Source organism: Stenotrophomonas sp. AR029 (assembly GCF_047520695.2).
In the GTDB taxonomy this organism is placed as follows: Bacteria; Pseudomonadota; Gammaproteobacteria; order Xanthomonadales; family Xanthomonadaceae; genus Stenotrophomonas; species Stenotrophomonas sepilia.
In genome coordinates, this window is the sequence record NZ_JAXBQQ020000001.1 from 201,155 (window position 1) to 219,121 (window position 17,967).

A 17,967-nucleotide genomic window follows, 5' to 3' on the forward strand; every position below is an offset into this window, starting at 1 on the left:
GCCCGGCAGCCGAGCATGGGCTCGGCTCTACAGGTTCGGCGGCAGGCACGCCCCAGGCGCTACACTGGCGGTCCCGTTGCAGCCTGTTGCCCGACCATGTCCGACCTGCTCAGCCGCACCCACGCCATCGCCCTGGACGCCGCCGATCCGCTGCGCCCGCTGCGTGGCGAATTCCTGATTCCGCGCCATGGAGGCGGCGAGCAGACCTACTTCGTCGGCAACTCGCTGGGCCTGCAGCCGCGCGGTGCGCAGGCAGCGGTGCAGGAAGTGATGAAACAATGGGGCGAACGGGCGGTGGAAGGCCACTTCACCGGCCCGACGCAGTGGCTGTCCTACCACCGCCTGGTGAGCGCGCAGCTGGCGCGCGTGGTCGGCGCACTGCCCAGCGAGGTGGTAGCGATGAACACGCTGAGCGTGAACCTGCACCTGATGATGGTCAGCTTCTACCGGCCGACCACGCAGCGCCCGGTGATCCTGATGGAAGCCGGCGCATTCCCGACCGACCGCCACGCGGTGGAAGCTCAGATCCGCTTCCATGGTTTCGACCCGGCCGAGTGTCTGGTGGAAGTGCAGCCGGACGAAGCCAACGGCACGATTTCGCTGGCCGCGATCGAACGCGCCATCGCCGAGCACGGCCCGCGCCTGGCGCTGGTGCTGTGGCCCGGCGTGCAGTACCGCACCGGCCAGGCCTTCGACCTCGATGCGATCACCCGCGCCGCACGCCTGCAGGGCGCACGCATCGGCTTCGACCTGGCGCACTCGGTTGGCAACCTGCCGCTGCGCCTGCATGAGGTGGCGCCCGATTTCGCCGTGTGGTGCCACTACAAATACCTCAACAGCGGCCCGGGCGCGGTGGCCGGCGCGTTCGTGCACGAGCGCCACCATCGCGACACCACCCTGCCGCGCTTTGCCGGCTGGTGGGGCCATGAGGAATCGACCCGCTTCCAGATGGCGCCCCAGTTCACCCCCGCCATCGGTGCCGAAGGCTGGCAGTTGAGCAATCCGCCGATCCTCGGCCTGGCACCACTGCGTGCCTCGCTGGACCTGTTCGAGCGTGCCGGCATGGAGGCGCTGCGCAGCAAATCGCTGGCGCTGACCGGCCTGCTCGAAGCACTGGTCCGCGCACGCCTGCCGCAGGTGCTGGACATCATTACCCCGGCCGATCCGCAGCGCCGCGGCTGCCAGTTGTCGCTGCGCGTGATCGGTGGCCGCGAGCGTGGCCGTGCACTGTTCGAGCACCTGCGCGGCATCGGCGTGCTCGGCGACTGGCGCGAGCCTGACGTGATCCGCATCTCGCCCACCCCGCTCTACAACCGCTACCTGGACGTGCACCATTTCGTCGAGGAAGTGGAAGCCTGGGCCGGCCTGTAAGCCGACCCCTCCCCTGCTGCTGGACAGTTCGTTGATCGCACACGCCTCCCGCTCGTTGAGCATTATCGGTGCCGGCCTTGCCGGGTCCCTGCTGGCCATCCTGCTGTCACGGCAAGGCTGGCGCATCACCCTGTACGAACGCCGTGGCGATCCCCGCATTGCCGACTACGAGAGCGGTCGTTCGATCAACCTGGCGTTGGCCGAGCGCGGGCGCAATGCACTGCGCCAGGCCGGCGTGGAAGACGAGGTGATGGCGCGCGCGGTGATGATGCGCGGGCGCATGGTGCATCCACGCGACGGCGAACCGCAGCTGCAGCGCTATGGCCGCGACGACAGCGAGGTGATCTGGTCGATCCATCGCAGCGATCTGAACACCACGCTGCTGGAACTGGCCGAACAGGCCGGTGCCACCGTGCGCTTCCATCGCCGCCTGCATACCGTGGATTTCGATGCGGGCTACGCGCGTTTCATCGATGACCGTGACGACAGCCCGCACGACATCCGCTTTGACACCCTGATCGGTGCCGACGGCGCGGGCTCGGCACTGCGCGCGGCGATGAACCGTCGTGCGCCGCTGGGCGAGGACATCGCCTTCCTTGACCATTCGTACAAGGAACTGGAGATCCCGCCGGCCGCCGACGGCGGCTTCCGCATCGAGCGCAATGCGCTGCACATCTGGCCGCGCGGCCACTACATGTGCATCGCGTTGCCCAACCACGAAGGCACTTTCACGGTCACCCTGTTCCTGCCCAACCAGGGCGATCCCAGCTTTGCCACGGTCAACACCGGCGCGCAGGCCGAGGCGCTGTTCGCGCGCGAGTTCGCCGATACCCTGCCGCTGATTCCCAACCTGCGCAAGGACTGGGAACAACACCCGCCGGGCCTGCTCGGCACGCTCACCCTGGAACGCTGGCATCAGCAGGGCCGCGCCGTGCTGATCGGTGACGCCGCGCATGCGATGGTGCCGTTCCACGGCCAGGGCATGAACTGCGCATTCGAGGACTGCGTTGCACTGGCCCGCCAGCTGATGGAGGCCGATGACCTGGAAAGCGCGTTCGCCGCGTTCGAAGCCGAGCGCAAACCGAATGCACGTGCCATCCAGCAGATGGCGCTTGAGAACTACCTGGAGATGCGCGACCGCGTGGCCGACCCTGCATTCCTACTGCAACGCGAGCTGGAGCAGGAACTGCAGCGGCGCTGGCCGACCCGCTTCGTGCCGCATTACACGATGGTCACCTTCCTGCACACGCCCTACGCCGAGGCGCTGCGCCGCACCGAACTGCAGCGCGACCTGCTGGTTGCAGCCACCGCCGGTCACGATTCACTGGACAACATCGACTGGGCCGCACTGGAAACGCAGGTCCACGCGCAGTTGCCGGTCCTGGAGGGCGCGCACTGATGGCAGACAGCTTCCTGTTCTACGACCTGGAAACCTTCGGCCAGGACCCGCGGCGCACGCGCATCTCGCAGTTCGCCGCGATCCGCACCGATGCCGACCTCAACGAGATCGACACGCCGGTCAGCTTCTTCGTGCGCCCGGCAGACGACCTGCTGCCCTCGCCGATGGCCACCCTGGTCACCGGCATCACCCCGCAGCAGGCCCTGGCCGAGGGCATCAGCGAGGCCGAAGCCTTCGACCGCATCAACGAGCAGCTGTCGCGCCCCGGCACCTGCGCACTTGGCTACAACACCCTGCGCTTCGACGATGAGTTCGTCCGCTACGGGTTGTTCCGCAACTTCCACGATCCCTACGAGCGCGAGTGGCGCAATGGCAATTCGCGCTGGGACCTGCTGGACATGCTGCGGCTGATGCGCGCGATGCGCCCGGACGGCATCCGGTGGCCGCTGCGCGAAGACGGCGCCACCTCGTTCAAGCTCGAGCACCTGGCCGAGGCCAACAACGTGCGCGAAGGCGATGCGCACGAAGCGCTGTCAGACGTGCGCGCCACCATCGGCATGGCTCGGCTGTTCAAGCAGTCGCAGCCGCGCCTGTGGGAGTACGCACTGAAGCTGCGCGACAAGCGCTTCGTCGGCGGCCTGCTGGACGTGGCCGCGATGAAGCCGGTCCTGCACATTTCCATGCGCTACCCTGCCAGCCGCCTTTGCGCCGCACCGGTTCTGCCCTTGGCCGTACACCCGACCATCAACAACCGGGTGATCGTGTTCGACCTGGAAGGCGAGATCGACGACCTGCTGGAGCTGCCGGCCGAGGTGATCGCACAGCGCCTGTACATGCGGGCCAGCGAGCTGCCCGAAGGCGTGACACGCGTGCCGCTGAAGGAAGTACACCTGAACAAGGTGCCGGCACTGATCGCATGGAACCACCTGCGCGCCGACGATCATGCGCGCCTCGGCCTGGACGTGGCCGCGATCGAGGCCAAGGTGGAACGGCTGCGCGCGTTCGCTCCACAGCTGGCCGAGAAGGCACGCCAGGTCTACAACCAGCCCCGCGTCGCGACCGTGGCCGATGTCGATGCCTCGCTGTACGACGGATTCCTCGGCAACGGCGACAAGCCGCTGCTCGCGCTGGCACGCACCACCGCGCCGGAGCAGCTGGCCGCGCTGGAAGGCCGCTTCCGCGACCCGCGCCTTCCAGAGCTGCTGTTCCGCTACCGCGCACGCAACCATCCCGGCAGCCTCGCGCCGGCCGAACACCAGCGTTGGCAGGATTACCGCCGCCAGCGCCTGCTCGGCGACGGCGGCCTGGGCGAACTCAACCTGCCCCAGTACCAGCAACAGCTTGATGCACTGGCCGCCGAAGCGCCCGGCGACGCGCGGCGCCAGGCCCTGCTGCAATCGTTGCGCGACTGGGGCCAGCACCTGCAGGAGACGCTGTGAGCACCTATTTCTCGGACGCCAGTTTCAAGTTCCTGCGCAGCCTGGCGCGGCACAACGACAAGACCTGGTTCAACGACCACCGCCAGCAGTATGAAGACCACGTCCGGCAGCCGTTCCTGCGCCTGCTGGGCGACCTGCAGCCGGCACTGGCCGAGGTCAGCGAGCACTTCCGCGCCGATACCCGCGGCGTCGGTGGCTCGCTGTTCCGCATCCACCGTGACGCGCGCTTTTCCAACGACAAGTCACCGTACAAGACCTGGCAGGGTGCGCGCCTGTTCCATGAGCGCCGCCGAGAGGTGGCCGCGCCGTCCTTCTATGTGCACCTGCAACCCGGCGAGAGCTTCGTCGGCGCCGGCCTGTGGCATCCGGAACCGGAAACCCAGCGCCGCGTGCGCCATTTCATCCTCGACAACCCGGGCAGCTGGAAGGCCGCCGCGCACGCGCCGGCCCTGCGCAAGCGCTTCGATTTCGAGGAGAGCGAGAAGCTGGTGCGCCCCCCTCGTGGCTTCCCGGCCGACTTCGAGTTCATCGACGACCTCAAGCACCGCAACTGGGTGATGTGGCGCTCGCTGGATGACGCCACGATGACCGGCCCACGCCTGCTGTCCACGCTGGGCAAGGACCTGGCCGCGCTCGGCCCGTTCGTCGACTACCTGTGCGCTGCGCTGGACCTGGAATTCTGATGTCGCAGAATCTTCCGCTGGCCCGCCAGCGGCGCGTGCTCGGCCGCACCGGCCTGGCCGTTTCACCGATCGGCCTGGGCTGCTCCGGCTTCTGGGGTCATCGCCGCTTCCCCGAGCATGAGGCGGCTGCCGTGGTCGAACATGCGCTTGCCCACGGGGTGAACCTGCTCGATACCGGTCACAACTATTCCGGCTTCCATGCCGAGCCGCGCCTGGGCCGCATCCTGCGCCCGTTGCTGAAGCAGTACCCGCGCGATTCACTGGTGATCTCAAGCAAGGGCGGCACGCTGACCGGCCAGGCCGGCATCAGCGGCGCCGAGCAACGCAACTTCTCGCCCGCGGCCATCACCGCCAGCTGCGAGGCGTCGCTGCGCAACCTCGGCCTGGACCATCTTGATGTCTACCAGCTGCATGGCGCCAGCGAACACGACATCAGTGACGACCTGCTGGCGGCACTGCAGCGCCTGCGCGAACGTGGGTTGATCCGGTACACCGGCATCAACACCCACTCGGCCTCGACCCTGCGCTGGATGATCGCCCATCCGGACGCCTTCGATGTGGTACTGCTGGACTACAACGCCCTGCAGCAGGACCGAGAACCGCTTATCGATCGGCTGCAGGCAGTGGGCATCGGCGTGCTGGCCGGCACCGTGCTGGCGCAAGGACACCTGCTGCCCGCGCGTGCGCGCCTGCCACGGCTGGCCGATGGCTGGTATCTGGCGCGCGCGTGGTTGAAGCCCAGCAGCCGCCAGCTGATGCGCAGTGCCCGCCAGATGCGGCGCGCGGTGGCCACGATCCACAGCCAGCGCCCGGCCCAGACCGCCTTCGCCTATACGCTGGGCCATCCCGGCGTTGCCAGCGGCATCCTCGGCACCACCCGCACCCGCAGCCTGGACGAAGTGCTGGCGACGCGGCTGGAGGCGCTGACTCCGGCGGAACGGCAACGGCTGGTCGATGCCTTCGGTGATGGCCGTGGTTCGCCCAGTCAGTGAGTCTTCACCCGGCACTGCCGCCGTTGCGGCAGTCTGTCCGGCATGAAGAAGCTCACCGCACTGCTTGTGCTGCTGGTCCTGGCCTTGGCGGCCTGGTGGTTCGGCGGCCCGTACCTGACCGTCAATGGCCTGTCCAAGGCCATCGAGCAGCGCGACACTGCGCGCCTGGAGCGCTACGTCGATTTCCCGCGCGTGCGCAGCAGCCTGCGCGCGCAGCTCAATGACTACCTGGTGCGCCAGGCCGGCCCAGACGTGGCGGCCAGCCCGTTCGGTGCCCTCCTCCACGGCCTCGGCGACCAGCTCGGGGGGGCCGCGGTGGAAACCATGGTGACCCCGACCGGGATCGGCGCGATGCTGCAGGGCCACGTGCTGTGGAAGCGTGGCCGCAATGAACTGCAGGGTGGCGACGCCTTCGGCGCAACTGAACCGGCGCGGCCGTTGAAGAATGCCGAACATCATTTCGAAGCGCTGGACCGCTTCGTGATCGATGTGGATCGCGGCCCCGGCCAGCCACCGATGAAGGTGGTGCTGGAGCCGCAGGGCCTGCGCTGGAAAGTGGTGGACCTGCAGCTGGGGATGTCGGGCAGCCCGTAGCCCCATGCCGCTGCGCTCGCCGGGCATGGCCCGGCGCTGCCGCCGCCTTGTACCCCGCTCTGGTAGACGCCCACCTTGGTGGGCGCGGCTGCGCCGCGATGCCAACAGCTACCGGGCTCAGCCCTCGTTGGCGACGCCGTGCGGTACGTGGCCGGCGGCTACATGCTCGCGGGCACTGTCGATGTTGTGCTGCGAATCATCGAAGAAGATGTCGGCACCGAAGGCCTGCAGGAACGGCCCCTTGTGCCGGCCGCCGAGGAACAGTGCTTCGTCCAGGCGCACGCCCCACTCCCGCAGGGTACGGATCACCCGCTCGTGCGCCGGGGCCGACCGCGCGGTCACCAGTGCGGTACGGATCGGCGCGCTGTCGCCAGCCGGGAACACTTCCTGCAGCGTGTGCAGGGCCGACAGGAAGCCGCGGAAGGGGCCGCCACTGAGTGGCTCGCGGGCGCGTTCGCGTTCGTGGCGGCCAAAGGCTTCCACGCCCTGCTCGCGCGAAATGCGCTCACTCTCGTCACCGAAGATCACTGCGTCACCGTCGAAGGCAATGCGCAGCTGGCCGGCCGGGCGACCGGTATCGATCTGGTCGGCCGCTGCCGCAGCGGTCTCGCCCGGTGGTTTGGGCAGGATGGTCGCCGCCGCGATGCCATGGCGCAGCGCACTGCGCACCGATTCCGGGTTGGCCGACAGGAACAGGTCGGTGCCGAACGGCTTCACATACGGCCAAGTCGGCTCGCCAGCGGTGAACGTCGCACGGATGATGCCCAGGCCGTAATGCTGGATCGAGTTGAAGATACGCAGGCCGGTATCGGCCGAATTGCGCGACAGCAGGATCACCTCGACCCGCGGGTTCTCCGGGCTGGCGCCCTGGTTCAGTGCCAGCAGCTTGCGCACTACGGGAAAGGCCACGCCGGGACCGAGGATGTCGTCCTCATGCTGGCGCTGGAACTCGGCATAGGCCGCCACGCCATCGCTCTCGAACAGCGCGTGGCTTTCCTCGAGGTCGAACAGCGCGCGCGAGGTGACCGCGACGGTCAGCAAACGGGGGGAGTTGTCGCCCATCGGTGGGGGTCCTTCAAGCGGTCGGCGGGGCCGGCCGCCCATTGTCCTCAAAAAACGAACTGTTCGCTCAGGATCCGGTCTTCCAGGTTGTGCTCCGGGTCGAACAGCAGGGTCACACGACGGTCCCTCGACTCGCGGATGGTAACCTCGACCACATCGCGGGTCTCGTGCGAATCAGCGGTGACGCTGACCGGACGCTTGTAGGGATCGAGCACGCGGAAGCGCACTTCGGTGTCGGCCTTGAGGATCGCCCCGCGCCAGCGTCGCGGCCGATACGGAGCCAGCGGCGTCAGCGCGATGGTATGCGACCCCAGCGGCAACACCGGGCCGTGCGCGGAATAATTGTAGGCGGTACTGCCGGCCGGGGTGGCCACCAGCACGCCGTCACCGATCAGCTCGGCCACCCGCTCCTGGCCGTTGAGGTCGATGCCGATATGGGCCGCCTGCCGGGTCTGGCGAAGGAGCGAGACATCGTTGTACGCCAGCGAGCCGGTGCTGGTCCCGGACTCGGTCAGCGCCACCATTTCCAGCGGGCGCAGGTTGGCCGGTTCGGCACGCGCAATGCGGGCCTGCACGTCATCGTCGCCACGGTACTGGTTCATCAGGAAGCCAACGGTGCCCAGCTTCATGCCGAACACCGGCTTGCCCAGGTGCCCGTGCCGGTGCAGGGTCTGCAGCATGAAACCGTCGCCACCCAGCGGGCACAGCACGTCGGCCTGCTCGGGCGCGTGATCGCCATAACGCGAGATCATCGCCGCGCGGGCCATCTGTGCAGGTTCGGCGGTGCTGGCCAGGAAAGCGATGCGGGGGGTGTCGCTCATCAGGCGTGGGGCCCTGGAAGTGTGGATAGAGCATACCTCGCCACTGCTCCAACGCAACTGAGGTTGCCGATTCCAATGCTGCCTGTCTGACTTCCGATTCCCAAGCGATGCCCTCCTCTGCACGCCACCAAGTAGAACGCCTGGGCGACGGCGGCCACAGCCCTCCAGAACCGGCCTACGCCCAAGGCTGATTGTTCCTTCGCTCCCTGGATGTGCGGGGAAACAATCGCGTTGGGCCCGATACCAACTACATCGTGGATGACGGAAGCCGCACTTTTGCGGGCAGCCGTGACCGCTTGGCACACGCGAACAACGTCGCGGAGGTTTCCATCTGCTCGAGGTGACTCTGTAAAAAATCCAACACATCGAAGGCTGCTCGCATCGTTTACCGACAACGTCCGATAGCTCCCGTCCGGTACTGCACCGACCATGCAGCAGCGTACTCGCCGTTCCGCGGCTGATTGCGCTCCACCCTTCAGAGAGAGAGGACACATGAACTTCAAGCACCTCAGCCTTGCGTTGGCGGCACTACTGCCGTCCTGGGCCAGTCTTGCCCAAGACGCAGCCACTTCTCAGCAAACCGCAGCGGCAAAGGCCCATATCGGCTTCCTGAGCCCGGCATCAAACGCCTACCGGGAGCTGCTGCCGGGCAACTATACGAATCTGTACTTCACGCTACGCAATGATGACTGGCAGGACCGGGTGCGGCTGCCCACCTCGCTGTCGTTGTCCGAGCGTTCCATCTATCTGGCCAACCTGGCGACATCGCCCCGCCATCTGGAGGTCGACGGTGTATTCACCCATCTGCCCTCAGAGGTCAGAAAGGTGATGTTGCCCGCCGGCCAGAACCTGGCCGTCAGCAACAGGATGAGCATGGCCTGGCGCCTGTCCCCGAAGCACCTGCGCGAGATCAATGGCCCGAACGAAGCGCGCTGGCGCATTCCTTCAAACGGACGCAAGCTCGCAACGGTACTCAATCTCCGTGATGGGCAGCATGTCGGCCAGGTGGGCCTGCCCGACGGCGCACACTCCTATGACACGGTTACCATTCGGCACACGGCAACGTGGCCGAGCTCGGTCATCGCAGCCGATACGCAGTTCCCGCGCTCGAACCTGCGGATCGAGTCGGGTGACGTGCACCACTACGTCTTTGATCCCTTCTTCCGCGTGTGGAAACTGAATCATGCAACCTATCGCCCCGTACTTCCGAATGACGCATCGCGAAAGACGAGTACGGCACGCACACTGGTCACGGCCACCAACGAGAACTTCCGGGGCTACTATCTGAATTTCCCCGATAGCCCCTCGGACCGTGATCGCCGGAGGTTCAAGATCGCTGACTCGAAGGTGATCGACCCAGGCTATGGACTGAAGATCAGCGCTGGCAACATCTTTGATCGCGAGGCCCACATCTGGACCCGCCCTGGCGAAGCGTTCGAGTTCATCTTCGTCAACGACAACGGCCCTGGCTCCGGTTACTGGCACGCACTTCGCTTCCCGGTACAGCGCATCGACGTCGACAAGGAGCGTGGTGGCGAGGTCGACAACGCCGCCGCACAGCTCACCTGGGTGTCCACGGGCGGGGGCACGGTCACATTGCCGAATGCGCACCAGCGCCTGACACGCTTGGTGGTGGAGAATGTCACCGGCGTCCGGCCGCATCCGACACCAAGGACGACCACGATTGTCGGCCCCGGAGTGTCGGACAAAATCCTGCCGGGCGAGCAGGTGTCCTATCGCCTCAGGGACTACAAGTGGATTCGTGAAACGACCACTGTCGACGTGGTGCTTGCCGTTTCCGACCGCCTCGGCGAGATCGGTTCGAAGGACATGGCACTGGAATTAATGCGTGAAAGCCTGAAGAAGACGAACGATGCACTGGACAACTCCGGCGCGACCTTCCGCTTCCGTGAAGCGGCGGTGCGAAATATCACCGTGCCGTACTACCTGCCGACCTATGCCATTCCCGAGTGGATCGCCAACCACGCATCGCAAGTGATCAGCGACAGCGGTGCCGATGGGGTCTTCTTCGGTGGCGTGGCCGATGGCTGCAACGGCGTCCACCACTCCAAGCCGCGCAAGCAGTTTGCGGTGGCAATGAACCTGCTCTGCTCCACCGACATGCTTCGTGAGGAAATGGGCAAGGCACTGGGCTTGAAGGTCAATGGCATGCAGGGCGTTCCGGTCATCGGCGCCGGCAACAAGCTGCCGCTGTACCCGACGCCGTTGCGCTTCGTGGACGATGGCAACCGCGCCATCAACCCCGGCCAGCGCGACGAAGTGCAGCACATGAACGGTGTCGCCGCCGAAGTCGCCCGCTACGGCCACGCGCGTTGATGGACTGATTGCTGGCAGCCATCGGCGGCCAGCGGCCCCGGATACAGAACGGCCCCGCTTTCGCGGGGCCGTTCCTTTTCTCCACGCACGCCGGGCACGGCCCGGCACTACGTCACTTATGCACCATGCGCGGCCAGCTGGCCCAGGCGCTGCACCGCGACCGAGACGGTCGGGTAGTCCAGGGTCTTCTGCTCGGCCAGTTCGGCCAGCATCGCCAGGGTGAAGCGCAGGCTGTTGTCGTCGCGGCCCATCCAGGCAGCGACCTTGGCCTCGGCACTGTTGCCCTTGGTGCCCAGCACCTGCCCGGCCAGGTTGCGGTGGTTGGCTGCCAGCTCGTCACGCAGCACGCCACGCGCCACCGCGTGCCAACGACCGTTGACCTCCAACGCGTCGACCTGCTCGAACAACCACGGCAGCTGCAGGGCATCGCCCAGGCGGAAGTGGACCTTGGACACGTCCACCGGCTTCAGCTTGCGGGTGCGGGCCAGTTCGATGATGTCGAACGCCGGCTCCAGGAAGTGCAGTTCGGCCAGCTGCTGTGCCAGCGCGGACGGCAGGCCCTTTTCCTTCCACTCGGCCACCAGGGCTTCGTAGGTCGGACGCTGCGAATCCGGCAGCACGCCCGAAGCAACGCGAATGTCGTTGAACGGGCCCTGGTAGCGGTTGACCGCCTCGGTGATGCCCGGCATCGCGCCCGGGCGCGACAGCAGCCAGCGCACGAACGAACGCTGCAGCTTCCAGATCACTTCCAGTGCGTCGATCTGCACCGACTCCGGCACCTTGCCGTCGAGCGCGTCGATCTGCGCCCACAGTGCGCGTGCATCCAGCGTTTCACGGCTGATGGTGTAGGCCTTGGCGACCTCGGCGATGGAACGACCGGTGTCTTCCTGCATGCGCATCAGGAAGGTGGCGCCCATGCGGTTGATGGTCTGGTTGGTCACGGCCGTGGCGATGATTTCGCGCTTCAGGCGGTGACGCTCCATCGCGTCGGCGTACTTCTTCTGCAGCGGGGTCGGGAAGTAGCGCTGCAGTTCCTTGGACAGGTACGGGTCTTCCGGGATGTCCGAATCCAGCAGCTGGTTGAACGCCACCAGCTTGGAGTAGGACAGCAGCACCGACAGTTCCGGACGGGTCAGGCCCTGGCCGCGTGCCTTGCGCTGCGACAGCTCGGCGTCGGACGGCAGGAACTCGATCTGGCGGTCGAGCAGGCCCTGCTGTTCCAGGGTGCGGATGAAGTGCTGCTTGGAACCCAGGCGCTTGACCGCCATCCGCTCCATCAGGCTCAGCGCCTGGTTCTGGCGGTAGTTGTCGTTGAGCACCAGCTCGGCGACTTCATCGGTCATCGACGCCAGCAGCTTGTTGCGCTGCTCGACGGTCAGCTTCTTGGCCCGCACCACATCGTTGAGCAGGATCTTGATGTTGACTTCGTGGTCGGAGGTATCGACGCCGGCCGAGTTGTCGATGAAGTCGGTGTTGAGCAGCACGCCGGCCTGGGCAGCCTCGATGCGGCCCAGCTGGGTCATGCCCAGGTTGCCGCCCTCGCCCACCACCTTGCAGCGCAGCTCGCCACCGTTCACGCGCAGCGCGTTGTTGGCGCGATCGCCGACATCGCTGTGCTGCTCGCTGGCGGCCTTGACGTAGGTACCGATGCCGCCATTCCACAGCAGGTCGACCGGTGCCTTCAGGATCGCGCTCATCAGATCGTTCGGCGACAGCGCCTTGACGTTCTCGTCCAGGCCCAGCGCTTCGCGCACCTGCGGGGTGATCTCGATCGACTTCAGGCTGCGCGGGTACACGCCGCCGCCCTTGCTGATCAGCTTGGTGTCGTAGTCCGCCCAGCTCGAACGCGGCAGGGTGAACAGGCGCTCACGCTCGATGAACGACGTGGCCGCATCCGGATTCGGATCCAGGAAGATGTGGCGGTGGTCGAACGCAGCGACCAGGCGGATATGGCGCGACAGCAGCATGCCGTTGCCGAACACGTCGCCGGACATGTCGCCGACGCCGACCGCAGTGAAGTCCTGGCTCTGGCTATCACGACCCAGCGCACGGAAGTGGCGCTTGACCGATTCCCACGCGCCGCGCGCGGTGATGCCCATGCCCTTGTGGTCGTAACCGACCGAACCACCGGAGGCGAACGCATCGCCCATCCAGAAGCCGTGCGCGATGGCCAGGCCGTTGGCGATGTCGGAGAAGGTCGCCGTGCCCTTGTCCGCGGCCACCACCAGGTACGGATCGTCCATGTCGTGGCGCACGACATCCACCGGCGGCACGATCTTGTTGTTGACGATGTTGTCGGTGATGTCCAGCAGGCCCTGGATGAACAGCTTGTAGCAGGCCACGCCGTTGGCGAAGATCGCATCGCGGTCGCCGTTCACCGGCGGGGTCTTGGCGAAGAAGCCGCCCTTCGCGCCGACCGGCACGATGACAGTGTTCTTGACCATCTGTGCCTTGACCAGGCCCAGCACTTCGGTACGGAAGTCTTCGCGACGATCCGACCAGCGCAGGCCGCCACGCGCAACCGCGCCGAAGCGCAGGTGGGTACCTTCCACGCGCGGGCCGTACACGAAGATCTCGCGGTACGGGCGCGGCTTCGGCAGGTCCGGCACCAGCGCCGAATCGAACTTGAAGCTGATGACATGGCCGTGCTGGCCGTTGGCATCGGTCTGGTAGTAGCTGGTACGCAGGGTCGCGTCGATCACGCCCATGAACGAGCGCAGGATGCGGTCCTCGTCCAGGCTGGACACGCGATCCATCAGCTTCAGCAGTGCATCGCGCGTGGCCTGCATCTGCGCGTCGCGGTCCCCCTTGCGGGCATCGACCACGCTCTTGAGCACCTTCAGGGTGGCATCGTCGCCAGCGGCCAGCACATCGAAGTGGGCCTTCAGCTGGGCCTGACCGGCCGCGATGTCGTCCTTGCTCTCATGGCCGGTGGCCGGATCGAAGCGGGCCTCGAACAGTTCGACCAGCAGGCGGGCCAGCAGCGGGTAACGCGCGAAGGTGCCTTCCACGTAGGCCTGCGAGAACGGCACGCCGGTCTGCAGCAGGTACTTGCAGTAGCCACGCAGCATGGCGACCTGGCGCCAGTGCAGGCCAGCAGCCAGCACCAGGCGGTTGAAGCCGTCGTTCTCGGCGTCGCCGTGCCAGACGCGGGCGAAGGTCTCGCCGAAGGCTTCATCGACACTGGCGGCATCGATCACGCCAGCGGTCGACTCGACCTCGAAGTCCTGCACGTACACCGGCGCGTTGTCGACCGACAGGCGGTACGGACGCTCGGCGATCACGCGCAGGCCCATGTTTTCCATCATCGGCAGCGCGTCCGACAGCGGGATGTCATCCAGCTGGCGATACAGCTTCAGGCGCAGGCCATCGCCGCTTTCGCGCGGCACGGCCTGCAGGCTCAGGCGCAGGTCGTCCGGGCCGGTCAGCGCGTCGAGCTGGCTGACATCGTTGGCGGCAACGGCGGTGCTGTTGTCTTCGATGTAGCCGGCCGGCAGCGCCTTGCCGATGCGGGCGGCGATGCGCAGGCCTTCGGTCTCGCCGTGGCGGCTCACCAGCGCTTCGCGCAGGTCGTCCTGCCAGTTGCGCAGCACCTGGGCCAGCTTCTGCTCCAGTTCGGCGGTATCGACGTCGAGCATTTCACCCGGCTTCGGGCGCACGATCAGGTGAACCTGCGCCAGCGGCGATTCGCCCAGCACCACCGAGCTGTCGACGAACTCGCCGTGCAGCGCGTCCTTGAGCATCGCTTCGATGCGCAGGCGCACATCGGTGTTGAAGCGCTCGCGCGGCAGGTAGACCAGCGCGGAGATGAAACGGCTGTACTTGTCACGGCGCAGGAACAGGCGGCTGCGCACGCGTTCCTGCAGGCCCAGCACGCCCATCGCGGTGCGGAACAGTTCGTCCTCGCTGGACTGGAACAGTTCTTCGCGCGGCAGGGTTTCCAGGATATGGCGCAGGGCCTTGCCACTGTGGCTGGCCGGGGCCAGCCCGGACTGCTTCATCACATGCTCGTGGCGCTGGCGCACCAGCGGGATTTCCCACGGGCGACGGTTGTAGGCGCTGGAGGTGAACAGGCCGAGGAAACGCTGCTCGCCGATGATCTTGCCCTTGGCGTCGAACTCCAGCACGCCGATGTAGTCCATGTAGCCGGCGCGGTGCACGCGCGAACGGGCATTGGTCTTGGTCAGGATCAGCGCATCCTTCAAACCTGACGTGGTATTCAGGCCCTGCGCGGCCAGCGTCTTGACCGGACGGGCGGCGGACTTGTCCTTGCCGCGCATCAGGCCCAGGCCGGTGTCGTTCAGCGGCGCCAGCACCTCTTCCTTGCCCTGCTTCTCGACGCGGTACTCGCGGTAGCCGAAGAAGGTGAAGTGGTTGTCAGCGGCCCAGCGCAGGAACTCCTGTGCTTCCTTGCGCGACGCGTCGTCGACGGGCAGCTGGCGGCTGCCCAGGTCGTCGGCCAGTGCCAGCGCCTTGTCCTTCATCGGCTGCCAGTCGCGCACGATCGCACGCACTTCATCCAGCGCCTTGTTGATGGCCTGCTCGATGGCGGCCATCGCATCGGCCGGCTGGCGGTCGATTTCCAGCAGCATCACCGACTCGGCATCACCTTCGCCGACCTTGACCAGCTTGCCGGCCTTGTCGCGGGTGAAACGCAGTACCGGGTGGCCCAGCACGTGGACGCCCACGCCCTGCTCGGCCAGCGACATGGTGACGGTATCGACCAGGAACGGCATGTCGTCGTTGACGATCTGCAGCACGGTATGCGGCGATTCCCAACCGTTGGCCTTCGCGGTCGGATTGAACACGCGGACGTTGGCCTTGCCAGCCTTGCGGGCCCGGGCGAATTCCAGCGTCTCAGCCGCGAGAGCGGCCCACTCTTCAGCGCTGTGGTGCGGGAACTCGTCCGACTCCATGCGCTTGTAGAAGTCAGTGGCGAAGGCCACTGCTTCGGCCTGTGCGGCCGCGGGGTAGCGCTTGCGCAAGGCCGTGTACACCGGCTCCAGGGAGAAACCAGCGGTCACTGCGACCTCCGACTCTGCTGGTTTCGTCTTGTTTTTCACGGTCTTGGCTGCGGTTTTTTGCGGTTTCATGGCAGAGCGATGCGCTTGCTCAGTTGGGAAAATGAAATTGTAGCCCTACCGCACGAAAAGGCCTTGCTGCAGGACGGAATAAGCAGATTCGGGTTTGCTGCGGTTTAGACGCCTATTCAGTTCGCTCCGGTATGGAGCTGGCGCCTGCTTCAGCACTGCCGACAGGATCGGCAAAGCGTGTTACCGGAAGACACACGCGGCGACGCCGATTCGATTCCACAATCCTGAACTGGACGGTATAGTCCACCGCGTGAACCCGGCCTACCTCCCCGTTGCCCTCGACGCACGCGATGAGCGCGTGTTCGATGCCGTGCGCGAACTGCTGGCCCAGCAGGGCATCCAGATGAGCATGGACGCGGTGGCCCAGCATGCCGGCTGTTCCAAGCAGACCCTCTACTCGCGCTATGGCAGCAAGCAGCAACTGCTGCGCCGGGTAATGCAGCGCCACGTCGGCCACGCCACCGGGGCCATGGTTCGTGCACTCCGCAGTGACGACCTGCGTGCCAGCCTGCTCCAGTTCGCCACCGACTTCCTGGAGCATTTCAACCAACCGCACGTAGGGCAGGCCTGCCGGCTGATCGCGGCCGAGGCGGCCCAGTTTCCCGAAGAGGCGCGTACGCTGTACCGGCATGGTGCCGGCGCGTTGTCGCTTCATCTTGCTGAATGGATTGAAACCGTTTGCATGCAGGGCCAGCTCCGGCATGACGACCCGCACTTCATGGCCGAACTGCTGCTGAGCATGATCGCCGGTCAGGATTTCGACAAACAGCGCTTCCATACCCCCCACCGTGATGACGCGCTCTCGCGTCGGCGCTGGGCAGAGTTCTCCGTCGACAGCTTCCTGCGCGCCTTCGCGCCTCAGCCGTCGCCGGCCCCGTCTACAAACCAACCCCGGAGTTCCTCCTGATGACCGCCCCACTCCGCACCCTTGCCTTGACGTGCGCCGTTGCTGTCGCGCTGGCTGCCTGCAAGAAGCCGGAACAGCAGACGCCCCCGCCGCCGGAGGTGGGCGTGATCGACGCCAAGCCGCAGACCCTGCCGCTGCAGCGCGAACTGGTCGGCCGCCTGTCGCCGTTCCGCAGCGCCGACGTCCGCGCACGCGTGCCCGGCGTGCTGCTCAAGCGCGTCTACCAGGAAGGCTCGCAGGTCAAGCAGGGCCAGACCCTGTTCCTGATCGACCCGGCGCCGCTGCGTGCCTCGCTCAACGCCTCCGAGGCCCAGCTGGCCTCGGCCCGCGCGACCTACGCCAACGCCAAGGTCGCCGCCGACCGCGCACGCTCGCTGGCCCCGCAGCAGTTCGTCTCCAAGTCCGACCTGGACAACGCCGAATCGGCCGAGCGCACCGCGCTGGCCGCGGTCAAACAGGCCGAAGCGGCAGTGACCTCCTCGCGGATCAACCTGGGCTATGCCGAAGTGACCGCGCCGATCAGTGGCGTGGCCAACAAGCAGCAGGTCACCGAGGGCGCGCTGGTGGGCCAGGGCGATGTGACCCTGCTGACCACCGTCGACCAGCTCGACCCGCTGTACGTCAACTTCTCGTTGAGCGTGGACGAGCTGACCCAGCTGCGCGCGCAGCAGGCCAAGGGCGCGCTGGCGCTGTCCGGCGACGGCAAGGCCACGGTCAACGTCAAGCTCGCCGACGGCACCACCTATGGTGAGCCGGGCACGCTGGACTTCTCCTCGACCACGGTCGACCCGGCCACCGGCGCCGTGTCGTTGCGCGCGCTGCTGCCGAACCCGCAGCAGATCCTGCTGCCGGGCGCCTTCGTCAGCTTCCAGGCCAACCTGGGCGAGCGCAACAACGCCTTCCTGGTGCCGCAGCAGGCCCTGCTGCGCGATACCACCGGCGGCTACGTGATGGTGGTCGGCGCCGACGGCAAGGTCGTGCGCAAGAACGTGAAGACCGATGGCGCGCAGAACGGCAACTGGCTGGTCAGCGACGGCCTGGCCGCCGGTGACAAGGTGATCGTGGCCGGCGTGCAGAAGGTCAAGGAAGGTGCACCGGCGGTGGCCAAGCCGTGGACCCCTGGCCAGGACGCCAACGGCAAGCCGGCCGCAGGCGGCGCCGCCCCGGCGGGCGCTGCACCGGCTGCAGGCAAGGCACCGGCCGACGCGGCCAAGCCCGAGCAGGCCGATGCGGCCAAGCCGGCCGCCACCGATTCGAACAAGCAGTAAC

General features: G+C 66.6%; 12 protein-coding genes. 9 read left to right on the top strand and 3 right to left on the bottom strand.

Annotation, left to right across the window (positions count from 1 at the left end; genetic code table 11):
* Positions 1–96 precede the first annotated feature (96 nt).
* The 6 genes from kynU to ACM0PB_RS01025 are packed head-to-tail and all read left to right on the top strand — an operon-like array spanning position 97 to position 6,478.
* A complete protein-coding gene (gene kynU, locus ACM0PB_RS01000) occupies positions 97–1,371 on the top strand; it encodes a kynureninase (RefSeq protein ID WP_065178616.1) in 1,275 nt (424 codons plus the stop codon).
* A 31-nt stretch (positions 1,372–1,402) separates the two neighbouring features.
* A complete protein-coding gene (locus tag ACM0PB_RS01005; protein ID WP_279945916.1) occupies positions 1,403–2,770 on the top strand; it encodes an FAD-dependent oxidoreductase in 1,368 nt (455 codons plus the stop codon).
* Entirely contained in the window at positions 2,770–4,209 is a 1,440-nt protein-coding gene (gene sbcB / locus ACM0PB_RS01010; RefSeq protein WP_005417410.1) for an exodeoxyribonuclease I, read from the top strand. The genes ACM0PB_RS01005 and sbcB overlap by 1 nt, the downstream gene beginning before the upstream one ends.
* Positions 4,206–4,892 carry a DUF2461 domain-containing protein gene (locus ACM0PB_RS01015; protein WP_053500718.1) on the top strand — a complete coding sequence of 229 codons (687 nt, stop codon included), beginning with the start codon at positions 4,206–4,208 and terminating at the stop codon, positions 4,890–4,892. The genes sbcB and ACM0PB_RS01015 overlap by 4 nt, the downstream gene beginning before the upstream one ends.
* Positions 4,892–5,884 carry an aldo/keto reductase gene (locus ACM0PB_RS01020; RefSeq protein WP_065197222.1) on the top strand — a complete coding sequence of 331 codons (993 nt, stop codon included), beginning with the start codon at positions 4,892–4,894 and terminating at the stop codon, positions 5,882–5,884. Before ACM0PB_RS01015 ends, ACM0PB_RS01020 begins: the two co-directional genes overlap by 1 nt.
* Positions 5,885–5,926: 42 nt before the next feature.
* Positions 5,927–6,478: a DUF2939 domain-containing protein gene (locus ACM0PB_RS01025; protein WP_065178611.1), complete on the top strand. Its 552-nt coding sequence runs from the start codon at positions 5,927–5,929 to the stop codon at positions 6,476–6,478.
* Between the two features lie 117 nt (positions 6,479–6,595).
* Here the strand turns inward: ACM0PB_RS01025 and ACM0PB_RS01030 are convergent, their stop codons facing one another.
* Positions 6,596–7,540 carry a 5'-nucleotidase gene (locus ACM0PB_RS01030; RefSeq protein ID WP_005417414.1) on the bottom strand — a complete coding sequence of 315 codons (945 nt, stop codon included), beginning with the start codon at positions 7,538–7,540 and terminating at the stop codon, positions 6,596–6,598.
* 47 nt (positions 7,541–7,587) lie between these two features.
* Positions 7,588–8,361 (bottom strand): NAD kinase, encoded by a 774-nt coding sequence (locus ACM0PB_RS01035; RefSeq protein ID WP_005417415.1) that lies wholly within the window; start codon positions 8,359–8,361, stop codon positions 7,588–7,590.
* 492 nt (positions 8,362–8,853) lie between these two features.
* On the opposite strand from ACM0PB_RS01035, the gene ACM0PB_RS01040 reads away from it, so the two are divergent.
* Positions 8,854–10,698 (top strand): hypothetical protein, encoded by a 1,845-nt coding sequence (locus tag ACM0PB_RS01040; RefSeq protein WP_414603776.1) that lies wholly within the window; start codon positions 8,854–8,856, stop codon positions 10,696–10,698.
* Between the two features lie 116 nt (positions 10,699–10,814).
* Here ACM0PB_RS01040 and ACM0PB_RS01045 read toward each other — a convergent pair whose 3' ends face one another.
* The gene (locus tag ACM0PB_RS01045) at positions 10,815–15,791 is read right to left on the bottom strand and encodes an NAD-glutamate dehydrogenase (RefSeq protein WP_235649368.1); all 4,977 of its coding nucleotides are present in this window, start codon (positions 15,789–15,791) and stop codon (positions 10,815–10,817) included.
* Between the two features lie 250 nt (positions 15,792–16,041).
* Here ACM0PB_RS01045 and ACM0PB_RS01050 point away from each other — a divergent pair, with 250 nt between their 5' ends.
* Together ACM0PB_RS01050 and ACM0PB_RS01055 are read left to right on the top strand one after the other, a co-directional pair.
* Complete coding sequence (locus ACM0PB_RS01050; RefSeq protein WP_414604716.1) at positions 16,042–16,698, top strand: TetR/AcrR family transcriptional regulator; 657 nt, start codon at positions 16,042–16,044, stop codon at positions 16,696–16,698.
* On the top strand, positions 16,698–17,966 hold the full coding sequence (locus tag ACM0PB_RS01055) for an efflux RND transporter periplasmic adaptor subunit (RefSeq protein WP_069139730.1): 1,269 nt from the start codon (positions 16,698–16,700) through the stop codon (positions 17,964–17,966). The genes ACM0PB_RS01050 and ACM0PB_RS01055 overlap by 1 nt, the downstream gene beginning before the upstream one ends.
* The last annotated feature ends 1 nt before the right edge of the window (position 17,967 follow it).